The organism is Neisseria sp. P0021.S006, from assembly GCF_051956895.1.
This window is the reverse complement of sequence record NZ_JBQCWZ010000001.1, coordinates 1-26,426: the sequence shown is the minus strand read 5'-3', so window position 1 is coordinate 26,426 and position 26,426 is coordinate 1. Positions and strand designations below refer to the sequence as shown.

Annotated in this window: 24 protein-coding genes, 3 tRNA genes and 2 pseudogenes; 15 read left to right on the top strand and 14 right to left on the bottom strand. The window is 47.5% G+C overall.

What is annotated here, in order from left to right:
* Positions 1 to 73 precede the first annotated feature (73 nt).
* Entirely contained in the window at positions 74 to 1,879 is a 1,806-nt protein-coding gene (gene dsbD, locus ACTHUM_RS00145) for a protein-disulfide reductase DsbD (protein WP_070695637.1), read from the top strand.
* Between the two features lie 61 nt (positions 1,880 to 1,940).
* On the opposite strand, the gene ACTHUM_RS00140 is transcribed toward dsbD, so the two are convergent.
* On the bottom strand, positions 1,941 to 3,113 hold the full coding sequence (locus ACTHUM_RS00140) for an alpha-hydroxy acid oxidase (RefSeq protein ID WP_049344453.1): 1,173 nt from the start codon (positions 3,111 to 3,113) through the stop codon (positions 1,941 to 1,943).
* A 359-nt stretch (positions 3,114 to 3,472) separates the two neighbouring features.
* On the opposite strand from ACTHUM_RS00140, the gene iscR reads away from it, so the two are divergent.
* The 7 genes and pseudogenes from iscR (at position 3,473) to iscA (ending at position 7,313) form a co-directional block, all read left to right on the top strand.
* A complete protein-coding gene (gene iscR / locus ACTHUM_RS00135) occupies positions 3,473 to 3,919 on the top strand; it encodes a Fe-S cluster assembly transcriptional regulator IscR (protein ID WP_004519894.1) in 447 nt (148 codons plus the stop codon).
* Positions 3,920 to 3,970: 51 nt separating this feature from the next.
* Positions 3,971 to 5,185 carry an IscS subfamily cysteine desulfurase gene (locus ACTHUM_RS00130; RefSeq protein WP_049335281.1) on the top strand — a complete coding sequence of 405 codons (1,215 nt, stop codon included), beginning with the start codon at positions 3,971 to 3,973 and terminating at the stop codon, positions 5,183 to 5,185.
* A gap of 217 nt (positions 5,186 to 5,402) precedes the next feature.
* On the top strand, positions 5,403 to 5,870 hold the full coding sequence (locus ACTHUM_RS00125; protein ID WP_440366755.1) for a hypothetical protein: 468 nt from the start codon (positions 5,403 to 5,405) through the stop codon (positions 5,868 to 5,870).
* A 116-nt stretch (positions 5,871 to 5,986) separates the two neighbouring features.
* Positions 5,987 to 6,115 (top strand): hypothetical protein, encoded by a 129-nt coding sequence (locus ACTHUM_RS00120; RefSeq protein ID WP_004519897.1) that lies wholly within the window; start codon positions 5,987 to 5,989, stop codon positions 6,113 to 6,115.
* 68 nt (positions 6,116 to 6,183) lie between these two features.
* Positions 6,184 to 6,570: a Fe-S cluster assembly scaffold IscU gene (iscU, locus tag ACTHUM_RS00115; protein ID WP_049335285.1), complete on the top strand. Its 387-nt coding sequence runs from the start codon at positions 6,184 to 6,186 to the stop codon at positions 6,568 to 6,570.
* A 107-nt stretch (positions 6,571 to 6,677) separates the two neighbouring features.
* Positions 6,678 to 6,922, top strand: a pseudogene (locus ACTHUM_RS00110) (recombinase RecA).
* 70 nt (positions 6,923 to 6,992) lie between these two features.
* Entirely contained in the window at positions 6,993 to 7,313 is a 321-nt protein-coding gene (gene iscA, locus ACTHUM_RS00105; RefSeq protein WP_003685774.1) for an iron-sulfur cluster assembly protein IscA, read from the top strand.
* Here the strand turns inward: iscA and ACTHUM_RS00100 are convergent.
* A pseudogene (locus tag ACTHUM_RS00100) lies at positions 7,273 to 7,495 on the bottom strand (alternative ribosome-rescue factor A). The gene iscA and the pseudogene ACTHUM_RS00100 sit on opposite strands and share 41 nt — an antisense overlap.
* Positions 7,496 to 7,574: 79 nt before the next feature.
* Between ACTHUM_RS00100 and hscB the strand changes: the two are divergent.
* Positions 7,575 to 8,075, top strand: a complete 501-nt coding sequence (hscB, locus tag ACTHUM_RS00095; protein ID WP_004519901.1) for a Fe-S protein assembly co-chaperone HscB — start codon at positions 7,575 to 7,577, stop codon at positions 8,073 to 8,075.
* 111 nt (positions 8,076 to 8,186) lie between these two features.
* On the opposite strand, the gene ACTHUM_RS00090 is transcribed toward hscB, so the two are convergent.
* The 8 genes from ACTHUM_RS00090 to ACTHUM_RS00055 form a co-directional block, all read right to left on the bottom strand.
* Positions 8,187 to 8,759, bottom strand: a complete 573-nt coding sequence (locus tag ACTHUM_RS00090) for a 50S ribosomal protein L25/general stress protein Ctc (protein ID WP_004519902.1) — start codon at positions 8,757 to 8,759, stop codon at positions 8,187 to 8,189.
* Positions 8,760 to 8,824: 65 nt separating this feature from the next.
* Positions 8,825 to 9,808, bottom strand: a complete 984-nt coding sequence (locus tag ACTHUM_RS00085; RefSeq protein ID WP_100066646.1) for a ribose-phosphate pyrophosphokinase — start codon at positions 9,806 to 9,808, stop codon at positions 8,825 to 8,827.
* 176 nt (positions 9,809 to 9,984) lie between these two features.
* Positions 9,985 to 10,060, bottom strand: a tRNA-Gln gene (locus tag ACTHUM_RS00080).
* An 11-nt stretch (positions 10,061 to 10,071) separates the two neighbouring features.
* Positions 10,072 to 10,147 (bottom strand) — tRNA-Gln (locus ACTHUM_RS00075).
* A 10-nt stretch (positions 10,148 to 10,157) separates the two neighbouring features.
* Positions 10,158 to 10,233: transfer RNA gene (locus ACTHUM_RS00070), tRNA-Gln, on the bottom strand.
* A gap of 5 nt (positions 10,234 to 10,238) precedes the next feature.
* The gene (gene ispE, locus ACTHUM_RS00065) at positions 10,239 to 11,087 is read right to left on the bottom strand and encodes a 4-(cytidine 5'-diphospho)-2-C-methyl-D-erythritol kinase (protein WP_039862210.1); all 849 of its coding nucleotides are present in this window, start codon (positions 11,085 to 11,087) and stop codon (positions 10,239 to 10,241) included.
* An 8-nt stretch (positions 11,088 to 11,095) separates the two neighbouring features.
* Positions 11,096 to 11,680 carry a lipoprotein insertase outer membrane protein LolB gene (lolB, locus tag ACTHUM_RS00060; protein WP_004519905.1) on the bottom strand — a complete coding sequence of 195 codons (585 nt, stop codon included), beginning with the start codon at positions 11,678 to 11,680 and terminating at the stop codon, positions 11,096 to 11,098.
* A 55-nt stretch (positions 11,681 to 11,735) separates the two neighbouring features.
* Positions 11,736 to 13,598: a tetratricopeptide repeat protein gene (locus ACTHUM_RS00055; RefSeq protein WP_004519906.1), complete on the bottom strand. Its 1,863-nt coding sequence runs from the start codon at positions 13,596 to 13,598 to the stop codon at positions 11,736 to 11,738.
* A gap of 175 nt (positions 13,599 to 13,773) precedes the next feature.
* Here ACTHUM_RS00055 and ACTHUM_RS00050 point away from each other — a divergent pair, with 175 nt between their 5' ends.
* Positions 13,774 to 14,379, top strand: coding sequence for a CoA pyrophosphatase (locus ACTHUM_RS00050; RefSeq protein ID WP_049336772.1), 606 nt, complete (start codon positions 13,774 to 13,776; stop codon positions 14,377 to 14,379).
* Between the two features lie 53 nt (positions 14,380 to 14,432).
* Here the strand turns inward: ACTHUM_RS00050 and cysG are convergent, their stop codons facing one another.
* Complete coding sequence (gene cysG / locus ACTHUM_RS00045) at positions 14,433 to 15,830, bottom strand: siroheme synthase CysG (RefSeq protein WP_004519908.1); 1,398 nt, start codon at positions 15,828 to 15,830, stop codon at positions 14,433 to 14,435.
* Positions 15,831 to 16,150: 320 nt separating this feature from the next.
* Between cysG and ACTHUM_RS00040 the strand changes: the two genes are divergently transcribed.
* From ACTHUM_RS00040 to recA, 3 genes are all read left to right on the top strand, one after another.
* A complete protein-coding gene (locus tag ACTHUM_RS00040; RefSeq protein ID WP_004519910.1) occupies positions 16,151 to 18,715 on the top strand; it encodes a glycoside hydrolase family 66 protein in 2,565 nt (854 codons plus the stop codon).
* A 138-nt stretch (positions 18,716 to 18,853) separates the two neighbouring features.
* On the top strand, positions 18,854 to 20,146 hold the full coding sequence (gene aroA, locus ACTHUM_RS00035; RefSeq protein ID WP_039862183.1) for a 3-phosphoshikimate 1-carboxyvinyltransferase: 1,293 nt from the start codon (positions 18,854 to 18,856) through the stop codon (positions 20,144 to 20,146).
* 147 nt (positions 20,147 to 20,293) lie between these two features.
* Positions 20,294 to 21,340 (top strand): recombinase RecA, encoded by a 1,047-nt coding sequence (gene recA, locus ACTHUM_RS00030; RefSeq protein ID WP_003680794.1) that lies wholly within the window; start codon positions 20,294 to 20,296, stop codon positions 21,338 to 21,340.
* Between the two features lie 93 nt (positions 21,341 to 21,433).
* Here the strand turns inward: recA and fghA are convergent, their stop codons facing one another.
* Complete coding sequence (gene fghA / locus ACTHUM_RS00025; RefSeq protein ID WP_049336773.1) at positions 21,434 to 22,282, bottom strand: S-formylglutathione hydrolase; 849 nt, start codon at positions 22,280 to 22,282, stop codon at positions 21,434 to 21,436.
* 24 nt (positions 22,283 to 22,306) lie between these two features.
* Between fghA and ACTHUM_RS00020 the strand changes: the two genes are divergently transcribed.
* Positions 22,307 to 22,477 carry a hypothetical protein gene (locus ACTHUM_RS00020; protein WP_004519914.1) on the top strand — a complete coding sequence of 57 codons (171 nt, stop codon included), beginning with the start codon at positions 22,307 to 22,309 and terminating at the stop codon, positions 22,475 to 22,477.
* Positions 22,478 to 22,778: 301 nt separating this feature from the next.
* Positions 22,779 to 24,491 (top strand): proline--tRNA ligase, encoded by a 1,713-nt coding sequence (locus ACTHUM_RS00015; RefSeq protein WP_039862211.1) that lies wholly within the window; start codon positions 22,779 to 22,781, stop codon positions 24,489 to 24,491.
* 66 nt (positions 24,492 to 24,557) lie between these two features.
* Here ACTHUM_RS00015 and pflA read toward each other — a convergent pair whose 3' ends face one another.
* Positions 24,558 to 25,364 (bottom strand): pyruvate formate lyase 1-activating protein, encoded by an 807-nt coding sequence (gene pflA, locus ACTHUM_RS00010; protein ID WP_440361120.1) that lies wholly within the window; start codon positions 25,362 to 25,364, stop codon positions 24,558 to 24,560.
* Positions 25,365 to 25,503: 139 nt separating this feature from the next.
* A partial coding sequence (locus tag ACTHUM_RS00005) for a pyruvate formate lyase family protein (protein ID WP_440402785.1) occupies positions 25,504 to 26,426 on the bottom strand: 923 nt, incomplete at its 5' end.

The window sequence follows — 26,426 nt, the reverse complement described above, 5'->3', positions numbered from 1 at the left end:
TAACATAAATTAAGCCGATTGTTTTTTCCATCATTTATAATGACGGTTCCTCAACGGCAACTCCGTAGATACTATGAAAAAATTCCTTTATTTCCTCATTGCATTTTTAGGCTTGAGCAGCTTCGCATTCGCAGTAGATGCCAATGATTTACTGCCTCCAGAGCAAGCCTTTGTACCTCAAGTCAATGTAACCGACCAAGGCATCAGCGTGCAGTTCAAAATCGCCGACGGCTACTATATGTACCAGTCCAAAATCGTTGCAGCGACCAATCCTGACAAAATCCTAGGCGAACCCAAATTCAGCAAAGGCGAAGAAAAAGAAGACGAATTCTTCGGCAAACAAACGGTTTACCACCATACCGCACAGGTTGACCTGCCTTACAAACAAGCCGCACCGCAATACAAACTGACGCTGACTTATCAAGGCTGTGCCGAAGCCGGTGTATGTTATCCGCCTGTGGACACCGAGTTTGACGTAAAAGGCAACGGGGTTTATCAGCCGCAAAGCGATGAGCCGGTTTCTGCCAAAGACCGCTTTTTACAACCGTCCGCCTCTTCAGACGGCCAAATGCCAACGCAACCCAGTACAAACAATCCCGACAGCAGCCGCTTCAAGCTCTCTTGGGATACTTTAAACGCCAACCTGTTGGCGTTTTTTGTCGCAGGTTTAGGCTTAAGCTTTACCGCCTGTATGTATCCGCTCCTGCCGATTGTTTCCAGTATTGTCGTGGGCGATAAAAAAGCCGGCAAAGGCCGCGCGTTTACCTTGTCTATGGTATATGTACAAGGCTTGGCATTGACCTATACCTTGGTCGGCGTGATTGCCGGTTTGACCGGTGCGCTGTTGACCGTATGGCTGCAACAGCCTTGGGTCGTACTTGCCGCCGCCGCGCTGATGGTGGTACTGGCTATGTCCATGTTCGGCCTCTTCAATATCCAACTGCCCAACTCCGTCCAATCCTATTTCCAAAACCAAAGCAACAAACTCTCCGGCGGCAAAATCATTTCCGTCTTCATCATGGGTATTTTGTCCGCCCTGATTGTCGGCCCTTGCGTTGCGCCTCCGCTGGCATTTGCTTTGGGCTATATCGGCCAGACCGGCGATGCCGTATTGGGCGGTCTTGCGCTTTATGTCTTGGCACTCGGCACCGGCGTGCCGCTCATCATCATCGGTACATTCGGCGGCCATATCCTGCCTAAAGCAGGCGACTGGATGAACGGCATCAAATACGCATTCGGCTTCATCTTGCTGGCTGTTGCCGTATACCTTGCTACACCGCATCTGCCTTATTTCGCAGTAGTCAGCCTCTACACCTTGCTGATGATTGTTCCCGCCCTTATGCTTTTAGCGAAATCCGGCAAACAAAAAGGCCGTCTGAAAACGGTTGCCGCCGTATTGGGCTTTTTACTGCTGATTGGCGGCTCATGGTTTGGCTGGCAAAGCCTCAATAAACAAACCACCGCCCTCCACCACTTCTTAACGCTGGTTCCGCCATCCGAAGCCGGACAAGAAACCGACCACGGCAAGATGTTTACCGATGTCAGCGAACTCAAAGCCGCTATGGATGCCGCCTTGAAAGCCGATCCAAGCAAGCCCGTGCTGATTGATTTCTACGCCGACTGGTGCGTATCCTGCAAAGAAATGGCCGCCTACACGCTCAACCAACCGCAGGTACACGAAGCGGTCGATATGCAGCGCTTCTTCCAAATCGACGTAACTGCCAACACTCCCGACCATCAGGCCTTACTGAAAGAATACGGCCTCTTCGGTCCTCCGGGCGTGTTTGTTGTCCGCGCCGACGGCAGTCATAGCGAAGCCTTATTAGGCTTTGTCAAACCCGATGCCTTCATCGAATGGTATCGCAAAAACGAGAAATAGCCGTCTATAAAAAGGCCGTCTGAAAACAGATTTTCAGACGGCCTTTTCTTATGTTTAAAAATTAAAATTCATCTTGAGCCCAACGCGTAGAACGCAAAATGCTGGAATCCACATCTTGAATATTGCGATAACCAGTAAATGCCATGGAAATATCCATTTCTTTATACAGGATTTCCAGCGCACGGGTTACGCCTTCTTCACCATACGCACCCAAACCATACAGAAACGCCCGACCAATCATCGTACCTTTCGCACCCAAAGCCCAAGCCTTCAAAATATCCTGACCGCTGCGGATACCACTGTCCATCCAAACCTCGATATCGCTGCCAACTGCGCTGACCACATCAGGCAAAGCTTTAATGGCGGACACGGTATCGTCAAGCTGACGGCCACCATGATTGGAAACGACCAATGCGTCCGCGCCGCTTTTCGCTGCCTTTTCCGCATCTTCAGGCTCCATAATGCCTTTGATAATCAGCTTGCCGCCCCACAAATCTTTAATGCGCGCCACATCATCCCAGCTCAGGCGCGGGTCGAATTGTTCGGAAGTCCACGAAGACAGCGAAGACAAATCGCCCACGTTTTTCGCATGACCGACAATATTGCGGAAGGTGCGACGTTCCGTGTTCAGCATTTTCATACACCATTCCGGTTTGGTCGCCAAATTGATTAAATTGGCAATGGTTGGTTTCGGCGGCGCGGACAGGCCGTTTTTGATGTCTTTGTGGCGTTGACCCAAGACCTGCAAATCAGCGGTCAATACCAAAGCCGAACATTTGGCATCCTTCGCACGCTTAATCAGGTTTTCCATAAACTCGCGGTCGCGCATCACATAAAGCTGAAACCAAAACGGCGCGCTGGTGTTTTCAGCCACATCCTCAATCGAACAAATGGACATGGTCGACAGCGTAAACGGAATACCAAATTTTTCCGCCGCACGCGCCGCCAAAATTTCACCGTCGGCGTGCGCCATACCCGTGAAACCTGTTGGCGCAATCGCTACCGGCATTTTCACATCCTGCCCAATCATTTTGGTTTCGAGACTGCGCCCCTCCATATTAACCAATACCTTTTGGCGGAAACGGATGTCTTTAAAATCCGAAGTGTTTTCACGATAAGTGGTTTCCGTCCAAGAGCCTGAGTCAATATAGTCATAAAACATACGCGGCATTTTACGTTTGGCAACAAGGCGCAAGTCTTCGATACAGGTTATTTTGCTTAAATTACATTTCATTGTCGATTGCCTCTGTTAAGGTAAAGATGGATGGTCAAGGCCGTCTGAACATTTCAAACACCTCATTATTTTACTCCATCAAAACAACTAAATTTTAAGAATAATTTTGATAATCTATATCAGTATCAATATTAAATCAAAACATTTTAACCCTGATATTTGTAGGGTTGATAGCCTTTTTTCAGACGGCCTTAAGTCCAAATTACAGAAAAATAAGGAAAATATTTTCCGATTTAAAAATCAGCCCATGCCACCATTTAAACAAACAATCAAACCGAACCGCCACATACTTGACTGAAACACTCAGATATTAGACAATTCCCCTACTAATAAAAACGCCCCACACAGGCAACCACACCATGAGACTGACTACCAAAGGGCGATTTGCAGTAACCGCCATGATAGATTTGGCGATGAACGCGCAAACCGGCGCTGTCAAACTCAGTGCCATCAGCGAACGACAAAGCATATCGCTGTCCTACCTCGAACAATTATTCAGCAAGCTGCGCCGTGCCGGATTGGTTGAAAGCCTACGCGGCCCAGGCGGAGGCTATATCCTTGCCGCACCCGCCGAGCAAATCAATATTGCACAAATCATCTCCGCAGCCGAAGACCGACTGGATGCCACACAATGCGGCAGCAAAGCAAACTGCCACCACGGTGCCCCCTGTCTGACCCATGACCTTTGGGAAAACTTAAACAAAACCATCAATGATTACCTCAGCAGCGTTACGCTGCAAAGCATCATTGAACAAAAAAACTGCAGCGACAGCAGTCATGTCGTTACTTTTACACACATTCATTAAACCGACTTGCGGCAAAGACCGCAGGCAGATGACCAAACGAAAGAGCAAACCATGACCGTCAAAACCCCCGTATACCTCGACTACGCCGCCACCACTCCCGTTGACCGCCGCGTTGCCGAAAAAATGATTCCCTACCTGTCCGATATTTTCGGCAACCCAGCCTCCAACAGCCACAGCTTCGGCTGGGAAGCAGAAGAAGCCGTAGAAAAAGCACGTGCAGACATCGCAGCCCTGATTAACGCCGACTCTAAAGAAATCGTTTTTACCAGCGGCGCAACCGAATCCAACAACCTCGCCATTAAAGGCGCGGCGCACTTCTACAAATCCAAAGGCAACCACCTCATTACCGTGAAAACCGAGCACAAAGCCGTGCTTGACACCATGCGTGAACTCGAACGCCAAGGTTATGAAGTAACTTATCTGGACGTACAAGAAAACGGTTTGGTTGACTTAGACGTGCTGAAAGCCGCTATCCGCGAAGACACCATCCTCGTTTCCGTAATGTGGGTAAACAACGAAATCGGCGTAGTTCAAGATATTCCTGCCATTGGCGAAATCTGCCGCGAACGCAAAATCATTTTCCACGTTGACGCAGCACAAGCATGCGGCAAAGTGCCTGTCGACGTTGAAGCCGCCAAAGTTGATTTGCTGTCTATGTCCGGCCACAAAGTATACGGCCCTAAAGGCATCGGCGCCCTGTATGTACGCCGTAAACCACGCGTCCGCCTCGAAGCCCAAATGCACGGCGGCGGCCACGAACGCGGCTTCCGCAGCGGCACCCTGCCCACCCACCAAATCGTCGGCATGGGCGAAGCCTTCCGCATCGCCAAAGAAGAACTCGAGCAAGACATGGCGCACTACCTGAAACTGCGCGATATCTTCCTCAAAGGTATCGAAGGCATCGAAGAAGTCTACATCAACGGTGACCTCGAACACCGCGCTCCAAACAACCTGAACGTCAGCTTCAACTTCGTCGAAGGCGAAAGCCTGATTATGGCAGTCAAAGAACTCGCCGTATCCAGCGGCTCCGCCTGTACTTCTGCCAGTCTCGAACCAAGCTACGTCCTGCGCGCACTCGGCCGTAACGACGAATTGGCGCACTCTTCCCTGCGCATCACCTTCGGCCGCATGACCACTGAAGAAGAAGTCCAATTCGCAGCAGAACTGATTAAATCCAAAATCGGCAAACTGCGCGAACTGTCTCCGCTGTGGGAAATGTTTAAAGAAGGTATCGATTTGAACTCGATTGAATGGGCGGCGCATTAATCAAGAGAAAAGGTCGTCTGAAAAATCCACAAGGCCTTTACCTTTTCAGACGACCTCATCAAGAAAAATACTAAAAATGACGATAATAAAAAATAAAATACGCCACTTACTTTCTTGTCTGATTCTATGCTCGGCCCCGCTGGTTTCAGCACAGACACAATCTGATTGGTCAACTATATTCAAATCATTTGAAAATGGCTGCCAATTCGATAAACATTTGGAAAACCTGTTGGATCCATTTAGTGATGTAAGCTATGACTGGAACGATAAAGACTCTAAATATCAAAACCTGCGTTTGAATTATCCCAATAGAGTCAAGCTGCCAAAGGCTTACCGTGATCTTGCGCACCCTCCGATGACTTTGCACCGCACGGAATTTAGTGAAGATGGAAAACCGTTTATTCTTGATCAAACCCGTTTGAAACTCAGCGGTACTTACTATGGCTTGCCTGTGGTTCATATCAGCCAGACGTTCCAAGTAGAAACCGCAGGTTACAGTTACACCCGTTTATTGTTGGATGTACCTTTGGGACAGGCACGCAAGGTGTTAAAAGGAAAATACCGCCCTATTCGAAAATACAGTTTGATTTTAGAAGAATACGAAACCCTGCAAGCAAAACTAAAACCGATTAATGTTAACGGAAAACCCCAAACAATTTTAGAATGTGCCTTTATAAATGGCTGATAAAACAACTGTAATAGATAATCAACTTAGACATTAAAAAGGACGTCTGAAACTCTAAAAATATACCTTTTCAGACGACCTAAAAGCCACAATCTTCAAATTAAGGATACAAACCCATGGACGAACAAGAACTCGACCTCGACAATCTCGACAACCTGCTCGAAGATTTTGACGGCGTTACCGTAGAAGGCGGCGTTGATTCAGAGAATGATGACGGCTGCGAAGGCGGCGCGTGCAAAATCTAAACTTCAGGCCGTCTGAATATTCGTAAACAAACCATTTACACCACTAAAAACACAAAGGAAACCACATCATGGCATACAGCGATAAAGTAATCGACCACTACGAAAACCCCCGCAACGTCGGTACTTTCGACAAAAACGACGAATCTGTCGGTACCGGCATGGTCGGTGCACCGGCCTGCGGTGACGTAATGCGTCTGCAAATCAAAGTAAACAATGAGGGTATTATCGAAGATGCAAAATTTAAAACTTACGGCTGCGGCTCTGCTATCGCTTCTTCCAGCCTGATTACCGAGTGGGTAAAAGGCAAAAGCTTGGATGACGCGCTGGCAATCAAAAACAGCGAAATCGCCGAAGAATTGGAGCTGCCGCCGGTAAAAATCCACTGCTCCATCTTGGCTGAAGATGCGGTAAAAGCAGCCGTTGCCGACTATCGCAAACGTCAGGAAAACAAATAACCTTGTTTGCCAGATACTTAGTTTGCAGACATTAATGTCTAAATCGGCTTGATAGGCCCAACTTGCCATATAAGTGCGCCAGTACCTGCAAAATCAAAGAAGACGATATGCCTTTTACCGATGAAGAAATCCAATCCCTACTTGCTGTCAAAGGAATAGGTAAAACCATATTGCAGCGTTTGCAGCAAATGGGATTGATGATATTGCCACTCTGGAGGTTGCGGATTTAGACGATATTTTGGAACAGGGCGCACAATTAACCGGCTCAACCTGTTGGAAAAATAGTCCGCAGGCCAAAGCTGCCATTACTGCCGCAATAGAGTGGGCAAAACAGCGTTTTCAGACGGCCTGATAGTTCAAGAGGCCATCTGAAATAAAAAAGCAGACAAAACAGAAAATGATTGCGAAATGAGGAAAAAAGCATGATTACCATCACAGAAAACGCAGCCAAACACATCAACAGCTACCTGACCAAACGCGGTAAAGGTTTGGGCGTGCGCTTGGGTGTGAAAACCAGCGGCTGCTCAGGCATGGCATACAACCTTGAATTTGTCGATGAAGTGAACGAGGATGACCTGATTTTTGAAGAACACGGCGCACGCGTTTATATCGATCCGAAAAGCTTGGTTTATCTAGACGGCACGCAAGTCGATTACACCAAAGAAGGATTACAGGAAGGTTTCAAATTTGAAAACCCAAACGTTAAAGATTCCTGCGGCTGTGGCGAGAGCTTCCACGTTTAAAATATCAAAAATAGCGAGAAAGTATCAAAACCATCCCGCCATTTTTTGGCTTCTTGCCTATTATAGCTACCCTTGCCTTTTCTTTTTCGTTCTACTTTGTGTCGGAACAAATCAGATTTGACTAAGGCTTTTAAGGCATTGTCTCGTATTTTGCCTTTATTGTGTTGCACCTTACCGGTCATATTGTTTTCCTTTCGTATAAACAGTTTCTGGATTATATCGTAAAATAATCCTCTTCTTTAGATTTTTTCCTTTGATATCATGTCTCAATACTTCAACCTCTTTCAGCTTGAGCCATCTTTCAATATTGATACCGAAGCACTCGAACAGATCTATCGAGCTTTAGCTGCCCGTTTTCATCCCGATAAATTTGCTTCTGCTTCAGCTTTTGAGCAGAAACAAGCCGTTATGATGTCTTCTACAATTAATGACGCCTACCGCACATTAAAAAGCCCTATTGATCGAGCCGCTTATCTCTTGAAAAGCCAAAATATCGATGCTGATGCACCTGAACACACTTCGTTTTCACCAGAATTCCTCATGCAGCAGATGGAATGGCGGGAAACATTGATGGATGCACAAATGGAACAAAACCATGATGCCATCCGAGCGCTGGATCAAGAAATCCAAGAAGTACAAAGCAACCTATATCAAGATTTACAACAAGCATTTGAACAACAGGATTATGAATCGGCCGCACAATGGGTACGGCATGGCCGCTTTCTTAATAAACTTCGCAATGAAATTGCTTCAATCTTATAAAGTACATATGCTGCTGCATTTGCCTAAGTTTTATTATGGCAAATGATTTTATATGTAAAACAAAAACCGTATCAGATTTATCTGATACGGTTTTCTTATATTAACTACCTATTAGCGTTTTTTACCAGTAACAGTAGCAACAGCCAGGTTTTCATTACGTTTCAGAGAAACACTTTCAACACCTTCTGGCAATTTGATGTCTGACAAGTGCAGAATGTCGCCAGCAACTACAGATGCACAATCCAACTCCAAGAAAGCAGGAATGTTTGCAGGCAAAGCAACTACTTCAACAGAAGTGTTCAACAGAGATACGCGGCCACCTTGCAATTTAACAGCTTGAGAGTTTTCAGCGTTAACAATGTGCAGAGGAACGCGGATGCGTACAGGTTGATCAGCTTTTACAGCTTGGAAGTCGATGTGTTGAACTTCGCGACGGAATGGGTGCATTTGGAAGTCACGCACGATAACGTCTTTAGTTTCACCGTTCAAAGACAGTTTAATCAAAGCAGTATGGAAAGATTCTTTTTCCAATGCGTAGAATACAGTTTTGTGGTCTACAGCGATAGCAACAGGCTCTTGACCTTCACCATACAGAATGCCAGGGATTTGGCCTTCGCGACGCAGGCGGCGGCTCGCACCAGTGCCTTGGGCTTCGCGAACAGAGGCTTGAATTTCGTAAGTCATGTTTAATACTCCAATTTAGATAAAATCGTCGTCATCGGCCGCGACCAGCTTAAGACGACATCGGGTTATGGCAGCAACATGCCGCCAATCATCACATCTTCATTGAAAAGATATGAGACGGATTCTTCATTGCTAATACGGCGTACCGTTTCAGCCAGCAAACCGGCAATGGTAACTTGACGGATGCGTTCACATTTTTTAGCTGCTTCAGACAACGGAATCGTATCTGTCACAACTACTTGGTCAATTTCGGAAGAAGCAATTCGATTCACTGCTTCACCGGAGAATACTGCATGGCTAGCGTATGCCAGTACACGTTCTGCACCGCGCTCTTTCAGGGCTACAGCCGCTTTACACAAGGTGTTTGCCGTATCGATCATATCATCTACGATCAAGCAAGTACGGCCTTGAATATCGCCAATGATATTCATCACTTCAGCCACGTTGGCTTTAGGACGGCGTTTATCGATAATGGCCAAATCAGCATTTAAAGATTTAGCAACAGCACGTGCACGTACAACACCACCGATATCAGGACTGACAACAGTCAGATTGTCGATACGTTGTTGTTTAATGTCGTTCAACAAAATCGGGGTAGCGTAAATATTATCTACCGGAATATCAAAGAAACCTTGAATTTGGTCGGCATGCAAGTCAACAGTCAATACGCGGTCGATACCTGCGGAGTACAACATATTCGCTACCAATTTAGCAGAAATCGGTACACGAACAGAGCGAGGACGACGATCTTGACGCGCATAGCCAAAGTAAGGAATCGCGGCAGTAATACGACCGGCAGAAGCACGTTTGAGTGCATCGGCCATAGTCAAAATTTCCATCAGGTTATCATTGGTTGGCGCGCAGGTAGGTTGCAAAATAAACACATCGCGACCACGCACATTTTCCAACAATTCAATGGCTACTTCGCCATCAGAGAATTTGGAAACGGTGGCTTCACCGAGTGAAATATCCAAATGTTTGACAACACGTTGTGCCAATTCCGGATTTGCATTACCGGTAAACACCATTAAACTGTCATAAGCAGCCATATCTTCACCTGATTCTAGATTTGATTTACGCTCAGAAAACATTACGCTTCCCTTTGCCCTATGTCTAAGACACTAATTATGCGATTATACGCGTAAAGACGGGTAAAAAAAAGTTTTTCAGCGTTATTGCGCTCTGAGCATAAAAAAGCGTGTAAGAAAACTTACACGCTTTTATTTGGCTGGGGAGGAAGGATTCGAACCTTCGCATGCTGGAATCAAAATCCAGTGTCTTAACCGCTTGACGACTCCCCAATAAAGGGTGTTGGCTGGGGAGGAAGGATTCGAACCTTCGCATGCTGGAATCAAAATCCAGTGTCTTAACCGCTTGACGACTCCCCAACAAAGGGTTTGGCTGGGGAGGAAGGATTCGAACCTTCGCATGCTGGAATCAAAATCCAGTGTCTTAACCGCTTGACGACTCCCCAACTTACTAAATCATATGAAACAGCGGATGAATATCTAACCCTTCCACACAATAAGCTTCATATGATTGAGAAACCTGTTGGTAAATTGTATTTGCTTCTTGATGAGATTCACTTGCTATAAACAAACAAGCCCCAGAACCGGTCATTAATGCATGACCATATTGGGATAACTCAACATAAGCCTTCCAAACTTCAGGATATTCCTGAAATACAACCGCCTGCATATCATTTTGAAACGGCTGTAACGATTGGAAAGTCGGCATTATGCTGGGTTTGGAATCCCGTGTCAAGCCTTCATGTGCAAAAATTTTAACTGTTGCCACATGGACGGGGGGCTTAACGATAACATACCATTGTTTAGGGACATCTATTTCAGCCAGCTTCTCACCCACACCTTTGGCAAAAGCACTTCTGCCAAAAATAAAAAAAGGAACATCTGCACCAAGACTTACGCCTAAATCAATCAGTTGCTGCCTACTCAAACCGCATTGCCACCATTGGTTTAAAACCATTAAAACCGTGGCTGCATCAGAGCTTCCGCCGCCCAATCCGCCTCCGGTTGGAATCACTTTATCCAACCAGATTTCGACACCGTGCGCTACGCTTGCATATGGCAGTAATAATTTAGCCGCCCGATAAGTTAAGTCTTGCTCAGGTTCAAGCCCTTCGACCGGCGTATGCAGAATAATCTGCCCATCAGTACGGATTTTCAGATGAACGGTATCATATAAGCCGATCAAACAGAAAATACTTTCCAAATTATGATAACCATCGCTCCTGCGGCCGGTAATCCTCAAATCCAAATTTAATTTAGCCGGCGCAGGAAAGGCTTGGATTTCCTCTGAAACAGACATGGCATCCTCTATTTGCGTGCTGCGCATCGGGTTTGTCCATTCTTATCCAAAGAGTGGTTTACCGTGTCAAACACCAAGCGGATATTAAACTTGGCATTTTCAAGTTGAAGCGTTTTGGGCTGTCCTGAACTATTTAAAGTGCGCGATATCGTCCAGTCAAACTGCTCCAGACGTCCATCAGGCAGGATTTTGTATGGCGCATTGGCAACGCGTTTACCATCTGCCCAAATATGCAAATATTGTACCGGCAAAGCAAAGCCCAAAAGCTGTCTGCTCAATTCCTCAGCAGTTTCCGCCTGATAAACCTTACCCTTACTGTCTACCGCCAATACACCTTCACTGTCTTGACACAGCTGGCCTACGGTATTGCCCAATGGGGTATTCACATCAATGGTTTGAACCGCGTTCTGATAAGTCCAATCGAAATTGGCATAAGAGCCTTTTCCTTCCACTTTGACAGCCAAACGACCGTCTGCGCTAAAATCCTGCACCTGCTCTGCTGCTTGCCAACTGTTTTGCTGAGGTAAGTTTGGCTGCGCACAGGCAGCTAAAAGCAATAAGGCTGCAACCGATGATAATCGTTTTAAATTCATGGATATTCCTTCATAGACCGTCTGAAATCAAACGCTTTCAGACGGCCTTTGGGTTTTATTTGTGTTTTTGAGTATGCGGTTTGCTGGGCGTTATACCGAATTTGGACATTGTCTCTTTTAATACTCGGAGATTGCTTCCACGTTTCAAGCCGTCATTCCAGATTTCTTTGGCCTTGTCTTGGTCTCCAAGCGTCCATAGGACTTCGCCCAAATGTGCGGCGACTTCGGCTTCAGGTTCTTTTCCATAGGCATATTGGATATACGGCAAAGCCATTTGGGCATCGCTTTTAAGATAATATGCCCAGCCTACACTATCATTAATGGCTGCGCTTTCCGGATCCATTTGATAGGCCATCTGAACCATTTTGAAAGCCTCGTCCAAATCCTTGCCGTTGGACAGCAAGGTATAGCCCAAAGCATTCCAACCATGCGGATTGTCCGGATACAACTCAACAACTCGGCGCAAATCGGCAATCGCCTTGCCTGGCTGATTCAGCTTCTCATACACCATCGAACGCTGATACAGCACATTGGCAAGCAGCTCCGGAGAAGCTTGGGTTTTCAAGGATTTTTCGGTGGAATTTACCAAGCTGTTCAAAGCGTTCAACGATTCTTGAAGATTGGTATTTTTAGACAATACGAACAAAGCCGTACTCAACAAATCCTTAACTTCAAAATAACGTCCTCTTTGCTCGGGCATTTTTTGTGCGCGTTGTACCAAAGCCCAAGCCTCTTTATGGTTGCCCTGTTTGGCTTCGATAGAAGCAGCCAAAATGGTTTTATCAAACGTATAAGCCGTAGCCGTTACCTTATCCAGCCATTGTTTGGCTTTGGCCAATTCTTCTACATCATTATATGAAACCGCACCAATCAACGCTGCACGGCTGCGCTGCTCTTCCGTGCCAGCTTTATAAGCCTTTTCCAGATAGCTGTTTACCGCAGAAATATTTTCTGTCTTGCTCGCTGACAATAAGGCAGCCTGAATATACAAATCAGGGTTGGGATTTTCTTCCAATAAAGTCTGCAAACGCTTAAAGGCCTTATCATTTTGACCATGGGCGATCAAATTGGCGATGTCCAATTCCTGCCAAATCGGAGATAAGGTTTTGGTGTCTGTCTCTTTGAAGAAGCCGTCCAAAATATCAGGATGCCGTTGCGCCATCAGCCGCAACGTCACAAAAGTCGGCGGCAAAATTTCGTTGTCCAACTTGGCCAATCGCTGCAATGCCGCAATGGCGTGTTTCTTTTGACCGTCTTTTGCACTAAAAATTGCATCCGCAATCGCCGCTTCTGGAAAGTCTTTATAATTCAAGGCCGTTTTATGCACCTGTTTAACCGCATCGCTGGTCAGATTCGGCTGTTGTGCTGCGGTTTGTGCTAAAAGCAGGAACACGCGCTTTTGCTCATCTTCACTACCGCCGGCAATTACCTTGTCCAATCCGCTCAAATTCTTATCGGCTTTACCCAGCAGCAAATTGCGCAACCAAGTCATACGCTTTTGTGTTTCACCAGGCTCCGGCTCGATTTCGCGCCATTTTTGGTAAATGGCTTCAGCCTGTTCAAATGCGTTTAACGAAACCGCCATCTCCAAAGCGCGTTCGGCCACTTCGGGAGATTTGGTGCGATGCAACGTTAAAATATAAGTAAACAACGCAGAAGCTGCATCACCCTTTTGCAGGGCCAGTTCTGAATTTAACAAAGTGAAAACCTGAGATGTACGGTTTTGTATACCCAACAGACGTATCCGCTCCTGCTCGCGCTCTTCGGGAGAAAAACGGTCGGTACGGCTTTTCTTTTTAATAATCTTAGCCGATTCAAAAACTGCATTTGAATCGCCGGGCGCGGCAAAAGTTTGTGTAACAAACAACATCATGACAGCCGCAGCTGCCACTCGAATACGGGATGGGGAAAACAACATAACTATCCTTTTTGAGAACCTGCCGACATTTTCAGACGGCCTAAGCACTTGCAGAACAGACGCAAAGCTTTATTTATCATTCAGGCATAACTGTAACACACGCACCCTATTTTGTTGACACGGTAACCGTAAACCTTGTGTAATCCTCATCTGCATAAAACGATCAGCGCCAAAAATGAATACCGACCACCTTATCCATTTCCTAACTCAAGCTTCACGCTTCAGCAGCCGTATGCAAGCAGAGCGCAATCAATTAGTTACCACTAAAACGGTCAAAGAAGCAGCCGTTTTGGTCGGCATCGCCTTGCATGAAGGAGCGTGGCAAATTTTACTGACCAAAAGGGCCGAGACCTTAAGGCAACACACCGGACAAATCGCCTTTGCCGGCGGCCGCAAAGATGCCCAAGACGACAGCCTAACGGCAACGGCGTTAAGAGAAGCTTACGAAGAAACCGCCATTCCGATTGCCGCATGGCAGACTTTTGCGCCGCTACCCTTTTATGACACACCTTCCGGCTACCGTGTTACGCCTGTTCCGGCAATTTGCACCCAGCCCGTCAACCCCAAAGCAAATCCCGATGAAGTAGCAGAAATTTTTTATCTGCCTTTGGACTTCACCTTAAACCTGCAAAACTACTCATACCGTCATCTTCATCACAACAATCAAACCCTCGCCCTCCCCGCCCTGCCTTTCCGACACTACGACATCTGGGGGCTGACAGCAATCATCCTATATGGACTGGCAGAACGTTATCAGCAATATTGCCAAGCTTTTAAATAAGGCAAGGCCGTCTGAAAACCAATATTCAGACGGCCTTGTTTGATCAATCCTCTTTATGCAGCTTCTTCATAGCATTCGACAAATTCTCCAAACCATTTCATCTCATCGCGCAGGGCAACCACTTCGCCAATTACCATTAAAGCCGGACGTTCTGCTTCGGCAGCCAACAAGCCCAAATCTTTCAGACGGCCTGTCCGCACGGTTTGATGCGGTAAAGTCCCATTGGAAATCACGGCAACAGGTGTAGAAGGCTGCCTGCCATAAGCCATCAGCTTTTCCGCAATCTCAGCCGCTTTAAGCGTGCCCATATAGATTACCAACGTTTGGCGGCTTAAAGCCAAAGTCTGCCAATCGGGCTGACTGCCCTCGTGTTTGCTGTGGCCGGTTACAAATAAAGCACCTTGGGCACAATCGCGATGGGTTAACGGAATACCGGCATAAGCAGTAGCTCCAAGCGCGGCAGTAATACCCGGCACAATGCGGTAGGCAATCCCGGCCTGATGCAGGGTTTGCACTTCCTCCCCGCCGCGACCGAACACAAAAGGATCGCCGCCTTTCAACCTTACCACACGCTCGCCTTTTTGAGCGTGTTCAACCAATAGACGGTTGGTTTCTTCCTGCTGAACATGGTGCGCACCAGCACGTTTACCCACGCTGATTTTCACCGCATCTTTACGCACCATCGCCAAAATCTCATCCGACACCAAAGCATCGTAAAACACGGTATCCGCAGCCTGTATCGCCTGCAAAGCATGTATGGTCAGCAAGCCCGGATCTCCCGGCCCTGCGCCCACCAAAACCACTTCGCCGCCAAACGGCGTTTCCCGGTTTAACTGCGTGATCAATTCACGTTCTGCCGCCTCGATATTGTTTTGAGCCGCAAAAATACTGAAACGGCTGTCGAACAACTTTTCCCAAAAATAACGGCGTCGTTCGACATGATGAATAGTCTGTTTAACCTTTTCGCGCCATTTACCGGCAATACGCGCCATCGTGCCCGTATGCAGCGGAATCAATGTTTCAATAATCTGCCGCCATTTACGCGCCAATACAGGCGCAGTACCGCCGCTGGATATGGCTATCTTCAATGGCCCCCTATCCACCACGGCAGGCACGATAAACGAACACAAGTCCGCCGTATCCACCGTATTGCACAATTTCACCCGTCGTTCCGCCGCTTCAAAAACACGGCGGTTAAACATGCCATTATCCGTCGCCGCAATAACGAAATACACCTCGTCCAGCATGGCTTCTTCAAACAAGCCACCCAGCCAAACTATTTTCCCTTCAGCCGCCCATTGCTGAAACTGCGGATTCAAAGTTTCCGCAACAACACGCACGCGCGCTCCGGCAGACAACAGGCTTTCCGCCTTACGCTCGGCAACCTTACCCGCACCTGCCAGTAAAACAGGGCGGTTTTTCAAATCGGCAAACAACGGATAATGGCTCATAGTCGTGCTCTTACTTTATCAATGATTGTCCGCCGATATTAAAGGCCGTCTGAAAAAATAGGAAAGAATGGTTTCTGATTTTCTTATGGTGTTTGGTTATATACCTGCAAAAAACCGTCTTTTGAATAACAAAACATTCAGACAGCATTTTTAAATTTCAATCACAAACCGAATTATTTTAGATATTTGCTATCAAACGGGGAACTTATTTTCCGCTCTGCCTACTAAAAAGTCTTAACAATTATTCATATCAACAACTTAAGTGATATTGATTTATTAAGGTAATTTCAAAATATAATATTTAGAAGCGAATATACAGCATGACAACTGAAGCAAAAACAGCCCCTTTACCGACTATTCTCTTTAACAAGGTAGCCTATACCAACGGCGATGATGTTATTCTGAACATCTCCAATGCGACAGACAAAATCACCTCTGTCACCGTCAGCCATTTGGGTACGGAAATCCAAAAATTGGATCATCTGAACTCAACCTCCGTCAAACTCTCTTCCGATATTTTTTCACCCAATTCAGGCTACGTCGTCAAAGTAGAAACCGTTGACAACACCGGCAACCACACCAGCAAAACACTGGGATTGTCTGTCGAAGACGACTGGACTATTTTTCCCCGCTATGGCGTAGTGGCAGGATCTAACGATAATTCGGCAGAACGAAACAACGCCATGACCAATGACCAGCTCGAAGGCTATCAAAACAATATCGATCAGCTGGCACAAATGCACATCAACAATTATTTCTTCTATGATGTGTACGACACAACCTCCAATCCATTTCCAAATGTCAACAGCTTCAAGCAAGAATGGGCGACTTGGGCTGTCGACAACGGCCAACCCAACCCTCCCCAAATCGATACCCTGCTGATTAAAAACCTCGTGAACAAAATTCACGAAAAAGGCGGCAGTGCCATGCTCTACAATATGCTTAACGCCGCCTCCAATGACGAACTCGATAATCCGGCCATCAAAGAAATTTTAAATAATGTCAAACTCTACAATGCCCAAGAGCATTCCAACTTCGGCAAAGCCGGTGCAGAGACCAAAACATCCGTACAACAATTCGTCGATCCTGCCGACAAAAGCTGGCAAAACTATATCGTCAACACCATGATCAAAGCCCTGAAAACAGGCGGCTTTGACGGCTGGCAGGCCGATACCATGGGTGATAACCTCGTTTACAAAATACAAAATGGCCAAAAGACTGAAAACTTCAGAATGTCTGACGGTTATGACGATTTGTCAGCCGCGGCTGCGGAAAAGTTACACGATTACGGTCAAACTTATATGATCAACGACATCAGCACAGGCAGGGCCGATGTCTTATCCACCACCGGCATGGATGTTCCTTACTCAGAAATCTGGCCGCGCGATTTTAAAGATACAGCCGGAAATACCCATTATGAAAACCACAACTATGCCGAGCTTAAACGCTTGGTAGGCCGTCTGTACGATTACAATCACGTTTCCCCGATTATTGCCGCCTATACTCGAAAAGGTACCCACCCGGAAGATAATTCTTCCGAACTCAATCCGGACAACGAATTGCTGGTCGATGCCGTTATCGCAGCGAGTGGCGGCTACCACATGACTGTTGCCGCATTAAACAACCTCCCGGATAAAAACGCACATGGTTTTGGTATTTTGCAAGATCCATACTATCCCGCTCAGACGCTCAAAACCAACGAAACCCTGGCCAAATCAGAATTCAACTATCAACAATTCATTACCGCCTATGAGGAGCTGCTTCGCGGCGAAGGCTTGGTTGAACTCAAAGACAGTCATGCCTCCATCGTAGCATCCGACGGCTATGACATGACTTCCACTTCAGGCGAAGGAGGCAAAGTTTATACATGGACCAAGGCCACCGCAGACGGCGGCCGAGTTGTCCAATTAATCAATCTCGCAGGCCTCGACAAAGACACCAATTGGAACAGCTCCAACCACCACACGCTGAAACTCGACAACCCTAAAGTCAGAATCCCGTTTGATATGGAAATCAGCGCAGAACAGGCCGAGCAAGCCATCGTACAACTGGCTTCCCCCGACTCAGACGATATATCCATGCACACATTGGAATCTTCCGTCATCTATGAAAACGGCAAACCGGTGGCACTGGAAGTCACCGTCCCGAGCCTGGATGTCTGGGATATGCTTTATGTCAGCAATTTAGGGCAGGCAAGCGTCAGCCAAACCTTTGCCGACGGCAAAACCACATTCAACGGCACCCACGCCGACGACCATATCAAAGGTACTGAAAGCGAAGACATCATCTACGGCAACCGGGGTAATGATGAGATTCACGGCGGCAGCGGCAATGACAAATTGTCCGGCGGCACCGGCGACGATGTCATCAACGGCGATGCCGGCAGCGATATTCTCTACGGAGGCGGTGGCAATGACCATCTGAACGGCGGATTAGACAACGACACGCTGTATGGCGGCTCCGGTAACGATACTATGTTGGGCGAAGCAGGCAACGACATCCTTCACGGCGGCGCAGGCAACGACACACTGTTTGGTGGCTTAGGGGACGATATATTGCACGGCGAAGCCGGTAACGATACCTACGTATTCAATCGCGGCGAAGGCCATGACACCATTTTCGACCATCACAGCACAAACGCCATCCAATTCGGCGCTGGCATTTCCCTCTCGGATCTGTCGCTCGAAACGGTCAACGAAAAAGACGGCACGACTTGGAACATCACCATTCGTGGCGAAAACAATCACAACGACCTCATCACCATCGACCACCAATATGCCGACATCCATACCGACGTCCAAGGTCAAAAAATCCCCTCAGTCAGCGAATTCCGCTTTGACGAAGGTACGTTCAACATTGACCAGTTAATGCATATTTTAGGTTAACCATTAAAATATCGAGCATCCCAAAGCCGGACTTTCAAAAAGAGTCCGGCTTTTCTTGCCTGCAACGCCACTTCCATTTTTCAGACGGCCTTTGCCTGCGTATAATATCGTTTTGTCTACAATTTGAAATCCTAACCAATGACCGAATCCATCCGCCTGCCCGCTTCCACACTCAAGCCCTCCACCGTTGCCCTGCCCGGTTCCAAAAGCATCAGCAACCGCACGCTGCTCTTGGCAGCACTCTCCGACAACGTTTGCGAAATCCATTCTTTGCTCAAATCCGACGATACCGACCGAATGCTTGAAGCACTCGACAAACTCGGCGTGCAAATTGAATCTTTACCTGAAGGCCGTCTGAAAGTTCATGGTGCCGGCGGCCGCTTTCCCAACCAATCCTCCGATTTGTTTTTAGGCAATGCCGGTACGGCATTCCGCCCCTTGACTGCCGCACTTGCCGTTTTGGGCGGCGACTATCATCTGCATGGCGTACCGCGTATGCACGAACGCCCTATCGGCGATTTGGTCGACGCGTTGCGTATTGCCGGAGCGGACGTACAATATCTGGGCAATGAAAACTATCCGCCTCTTCAGATCGGCAAACGCCAAGACAACGGCGAGCGCGTTATTCCGATTAAAGGCAATGTTTCCAGCCAATTCCTGACCGCCCTGCTGATGGCTTTGCCCTTGACGGGACAAGCATTTGAAATCCACATGGTAGGCGAGTTGATTTCCAAACCTTATATCGACATCACGCTCAAGCTGATGGCGCAGTTCGGTGTGGACATCATCAATGAAGACTACCGTGTATTTAAAATCCCGGCCGGTGCCAAATATCATGCGCCCGAACATTTATATGTAGAAGGCGATGCCTCCAGCGCGTCTTATTTCTTGGGCGCAGGCCTGATTGCCGGTACACCCATCCGCGTAACCGGCATCGGCGCACACAGTATTCAAGGCGACGTTGCCTTTGCGCGTGAATTGGAAAAAATCGGCGCAGATGTCATTTGGGGCGAAAATTTTGTAGAAATTTCCCGTCCTGCCGAGCGCAAGATTCAGGCTTTTGATTTAGATGCCAACCATATTCCTGATGCGGCCATGACCTTGGCCATTGTTGCGCTGGCCACCAAACAACCCTGCACCCTGCGCAATATCGGCTCATGGCGCGTCAAAGAAACCGACCGTATCGCCGCCATGGCAACCGAACTGCGCAAACTGGGCGCAGACGTCATCGAAGAAGCCGAAGCCATCCATATTACGCCGCCCGAAACGCTTACCCCCGATGCCGTTATCGACACTTACGACGACCACCGCATGGCCATGTGTTTCTCGCTGGTTTCGCTTTTGGGCGTCCCCGTCATCATCAACGACCCGAAATGTACGCATAAAACTTTCCCCGACTATTTCCAAGTTTTTGCATCATTGACCAACTGATTGATTATTCAACATTTCAGACGGCCTGTTGCATACAAAAAACACAGGCCGTCTGAAAAATAAAAATAAAACTATACTTTTTCTTAATTTGTGCGATAATAGCTAAATAAATTCTTAGCGATTCATATTTCCTTTCGGAGAGAAAACATGTCAGACGAAAAAAGCAAAGCCTTAGCCGCAGCCCTTGCCCAAATCGAAAAAAACTTCGGCAAAGGCTCCATCATGAAAATGGACGGCAGCCAACAGGAAGAAAACCTTGATGTTATTTCCACCGGCTCCCTCGGCGTGGACTTAGCACTCGGCGTCGGCGGCCTGCCCCGCGGCCGCGTGGTTGAAATTTTCGGCCCGGAATCCTCCGGTAAAACTACACTCTGTCTCGAAGCCATTGCCCAATGCCAAAAAAATGGCGGCATCTGCGCATTCATCGATGCCGAGCATGCTTTTGACCCGATTTACGCCCGCAAACTCGGCGTAAAAGTTGAAGAACTCTATCTCTCCCAACCGGATACCGGCGAACAGGCATTGGAAATCTGTGATACCTTGGTACGCTCCGGCGGTATCGATATGGTCGTTGTCGACTCCGTAGCCGCACTTGTGCCTAAAGCCGAGATCGAAGGCGAAATGGGCGACAGCCACGTCGGCCTGCAAGCCCGCCTGATGAGCCAAGCCCTGCGCAAACTGACCGGCCACATCAAACGCACCAATACATTGGTTGTTTTCATTAACCAAATCCGTATGAAAATCGGCGTGATGTTCGGCAGCCCTGAAACCACAACCGGCGGTAACGCGCTCAAATTCTATGCCTCTGTCCGCCTCGACATCCGCCGTACCGGTCAGATTAAAAAAGGCGATGACGTGATTGGTAACGAAACCAAAGTCAAAGTCATCAAAAACAAAGTTGCCCCTCCGTTCCGTCAAGCCGAATTCGATATTCTTTACGGCGAAGGCATTAGCTGGGAAGGTGAATTGATCGACTTGGGCGTCAAACATGACATCGTTGAAAAATCCGGCGCATGGTACAGCTACAACGGCGCAAAAATCGGCCAAGGTAAAGACAATGTACGCGTTTGGCTGAAAGAAAACCCTGATATCGCCAACGAAATCGATGCCAAAATCCGTGCGGCAGTCGGTATCAATGTCGATATTACCGAAGGCAAATTGGACGACACCGACGGCGAACGTCCTGAGGAATAAGTCTGTCTGAAATTAAAGGTTAAAGACCAAATAAAAGGCCGTCTGAAATCCGACCATTAATCGGATTTCAGACGGCCTTTTATTCAATACTGCTTAAAGCCCCAATGCCTGAGCATGAAACTCAATATGCGAATCGATAAAGCTGGCAATAAAGAAATAGTCATGCCCATAGCCCGGGCGTACTTTATATTGGATATTGAAACCTTTTTCGCGTGCTGAGCGGACAAACCCTTCCAGTTGCAGGACTTCAGGATACAAAGCATCTTCACTGCCGACATCAATCAAAACAGGCAATTTATGCGAGGCCGTCTGAAGCAGCTCTGTACTGTCATAGCGTTTCCACGTTTCCACGTTTTGGCCCAAATAAGCCGAAAACGCCTGCCTGCCGCCTTCCGTATCGATAGGATGACATAAAGGCGCAAAGGCTGAAACCGCAGCATATCGGCCGGGATGCTTCAAAGCCAACTGCAGCGCACCATGCCCGCCCATGCTGAAACCTGCAATGCTGCGCTCTTGCGTTACCGGAAAATGATGCTCGATCAAATCAGGCAATTCTTGGCTGATATAGCTTTCCATTTGGTAATGCTGCGCCCAAGGTGCTTCAGTTGCATTGACATAAAATCCGGCGCCCTGTCCAAGATAATGTTCCTCACTGTCGGCAACATGCCGACCGCGTGGCGAGGTATCCGGGAAAACCACGATAATATTCCATTGCGCCGCAAAACGTTGGATCCCGCTTTGTTGAACCAATTCAGAACCATCACTATTTAAGCCGGAAAGAAAATATAAAACAGGCGCGGGATAGCCTTTTAAGACTTGTGGCGGCAGATAGACATCAAATACCATATCCGTCCGGCAGGTTTGAGAAAAATGGCGGTACCGTTCCTGATACCCGTTAAACATCTTTCTGCGTTCCAGCAAATGCAATTCTGAATTTTTCATTTTATTCCTTGTAAGGAAACAACAATGAGCAGAATGTTAGCGCAAAACCTGCTCATCGTGTTGTTGCCCCATCTTTTTAAGGCAACCCAATCTGCTTTAAACAAGGCTTGCCAATCATGCGAAATCATTACGCCGACAGCATTTAAAATCTATACACAATCTCTGTGGATAAATCTGTTGATAAGCTTTGGGTAATCGTAAAATTTTCTTTAGGAACAAACCAAGTCTTAAATTGACTAAAATTTAATCAAATAAAATATAATAAAATCAAGTGGTTATATTTATAAGATTTTACTATAATCATACAGTGAAAATTTATAGGTAAAACAAGGTTATGCGGCTTTGTGCATAAATTAGGGTTGACATCCCTAAAAATCACCCCGAATCAAAAGCTGCGTAAAACAACGGCCGATTTCATCAGATGCCATTCAAAAGACACGCGGCCATACATTTTGCGTTACAATACGCACTTATTTTTAAGAAAGAAAAATACGCCATGAAAGCCTCCCAGTTCTTCATTTCTACCCTTAAAGAAGCCCCTGCCGAAGCCGCACTTGCCAGCCACAAGCTGATGATTCGTGCCGGCTTGATCAAAGCCAACGCATCCGGTCTTTATACTTGGATGCCGATGGGTCTGCGCGTATTGCGCAAAGTTGAAAATATCGTGCGTGAAGAAATGGCCCGCGCAGGTAGCGTGGAGCTGCTGATGCCGGTGGTACAACCTGCCGAGCTGTGGCAGGAATCCGGCCGCTGGGAGTTTTACGGTAAAGAACTGCTGCGCCTGAAAGACCGTCATGACCGTGATTTCTGTATGGGTCCGACTTGTGAAGAAGTGATTGCCGACATCGTGCGCAAAGAAGTCAACAGCTACAAACAACTGCCGAAAAACTTTTATCACATCCAAACCAAATTCCGCGATGAAGTGCGTCCGCGCTTCGGTGTGATGCGCGCGCGCGAGTTCGTCATGAAAGACGCTTATTCCTTCCATGCCGACTATGCCTCGCTTCAGACGACCTATCAGGATATGTACGACGCTTACTGCCGTATCTTTACCCGTCTGGGCTTGGAATTCCGCCCCGTAGCCGCAGACACCGGCAGCATCGGTGGTACCGGCTCTCACGAATTCCAAGTATTGGCTGAAAGCGGCGAAGACGTTATCGCATACAGCGATACTTCCGATTACGCCGCCAATATCGAATTGGCACCCACCTTGCCGCTCAAAGGCGAACGCGCCGCTGCTCAGGCCGAGTTGACCAAAGTACATACACCAAATGTCAAAACCATTGAGTCTTTGGTTGAATTCCTCAATATTCCGGTTGAACAAACCCTCAAATCCATCGTGGTTGAAGGCGAAAACGAAGGCGAACTCGTCCTGCTGCTGTTGCGTGGCGACCATGAGTTTAACGACATCAAGGCGGAAAAACTGGCCGGCGTGAAATCGCCACTGACCATGGCAAGCCCTGCCGCGATTATTGAACAGTTCGGCGCCAACGGCGGCTCTCTCGGCCCTGTCAACTTCAAAGGCAAAGTCTATGCCGATTTCGCCACCGAAAAAGGCGCAGACTGGGTTATCGGCGCAAACGAAGACGACTACCACTATACCGGCTTCAACTTCGGCCGAGATGCTGCCGAGCCTGAATTTGTCGATTTACGCAATGTCATCGAAGGCGACATTAGCCCTGACGAACAAGGCCGTCTGAAACTGGCGCGCGGTATTGAAGTCGGCCACGTTTTCCAATTGCGCGACAAATATACCCAAGCCATGAATGTCAGCTTCTTGGACAATAACGGCAAATCCCAAATCATGGAAATGGGCTGCTACGGTATCGGTATTACCCGCGTTGTGGCCGCCGCCATCGAACAAAACAACGACGAAAAAGGCATTGTTTGGACCAAAGCAATGGCGCCGTTTGAAGTCGTTATCGTGCCGATGAACTACAAAAAATCAGACGCCGTGCGCGAAGCCGCCGACAAAATCTACGCCGAGCTTTTGGCTGCTGGTGCGGATGTTTTGTTGGATGACCGCGACGAACGTGCAGGCGTATTGCTGAATGACTCCGAGCTGTTGGGTATTCCTCACCGCATCGTGATCGGCGATCGCGCATTGAAAGAAGGCAATGTCGAATATGCCGAGCGCCGTAACAATCAGGCTCAAGCCGTTGCAGTATCAGAAGTTGTCGCCAAGGTTTTGGCCGCATTGAACGCTTAAATTTTTTTCAATAATGAAAAGGCCGTCTGAAACTGATTATTTCGTTTCAGACGGCCTTTTTCTGTTTTAATAAATAATGTTTTTTCCGTAGCTCTCTAATATTTCTTTGATTTTCAGAATGGTTTCTTTGGGCGGCGGATGTACGCCTTTTAATTTGTATTCGTCGCCGCACAAAGCCCATTTGTGTGCGCCCAATTCGTGATACGGCAAGAGCTCGACCATTTCGACATTATCCATATCACCGATAAACTCGCCCAATAAATGCGCTGACCGCTCATCATCGGTATAACCGGGAACAACCACATAACGCACACGCGTCGGCTGATTGCGTTCAGCAAGATAGCGCGCGAATTTCAGCGTTTTGGTATTTGGAATACCGACAAGCACTTTATGAATTTCAGGATCGATTTGTTTTAAGTCGAGCATGACCAAATTGGTATGATCGAGCAAATCATCCAAAATCGAATCATAGTGCAAAGCATAGCCATTGCTGTCTAGACAGGTATGGATATCGTGTTCCCGACAGGCCGTAAACCAATCGCATACAAACTCATATTGCAATAACGGCTCGCCGCCGGTTGCCGTTACGCCTCCGCCTGTCGCACGCAAATAATGACGATAGGTCATGACCTGCTTCATCACAGTTGCCACATCCAATTCCTGCGCCTGCTCAGTATGAAGATCCCATGTGTCACGATTATGGCAATACAGGCAACGCATCAGGCAGCCTTGCAAAAAGAGCACGTAGCGCAAACCCGGACCATCGACAGCACCGCAAGATTCAATCGAATGAATAATGCCTTTACCGTTATAGTGACGGTGGCCAAGGTCTTTCAGTGCCAGCTCGGGGGTAATGGCAAAAGTCGTGGACATAGTGTTCGGCTCAAAAATGTTTTTGCTTATATGGATTGTACGATAATAAAGGCCGTCTGAACATTTCAGACGGCCTCGGAGCTTTGTTTCAAAACAAACCAAATGCAAATTTAGCTTCCGGTTTGTTTCTCCACCCGGATTACATGGTTTCTGTGAATGTACGGGTAATCACGTCAAGCTGTTGTTCGCGGGTCAGCGAGTTGAAGCGAACCGCATAACCGGACACACGAATGGTCAACTGCGGATATTTCTCTGGATTGTGCATCGCATCTTCCAAAGTCTCGCGATTCAATACGTTGACGTTCAAGTGTTGGCCGCCTTCCAAAATACCGTCTTCATGGTGGAAATAACCGTCCATCAAACCGGCAAGGTTGCGTTCGCGAGAATACTCGTCTTTACCCAACGCGCCAGGAATAATGGAGAAGGTATAGGAAATACCGTCTTTGGCAAACTCAAATGGCAGTTTGGCTACGGAAGTCAATGAAGCGACTGCACCGTTGACGTCACGACCGTGCATTGGGTTTGCACCCGGACCAAACGGAGCGCCTGCACGGCGGCCGTCTGGAGTATTACCGGTTTTCTTACCGTAAACAACGTTGGAAGTAATGGTCAGTACGGACTGAGTCGGAGTGGCGTTGCGGTAAGTTTTGTGGGTTGCCACTTTTTTCATGAAGCGTTCAACCAAATCGCAAGCAATATCGTCAACGCGGTCGTCGTTGTTACCAAATTGTGGGTATTCGCCTTCGATTTCGAAGTCAACGGCAATGCCATTTTCGTCACGAATCGGTTTCACTTTGGCGTACTTAATGGCGGACAATGAGTCGGCAGCCACAGACAAACCGGCGATACCGCATGCCATCGTACGTTTCACATCACGGTCATGCAATGCCATCAATGCAGCTTCGTAGCTGTATTTGTCGTGCATGTAGTGAATAATGTTCAGCGCGGTAACGTATTGGGTTGCCAACCAATCCATGAATTTGTCCATGCGCTCAAAGACAGTGTCGTAGTCCAAAACTTCGTCCATAATCGGCTCGGTTTTCGGACCAACTTGCTCTTTAG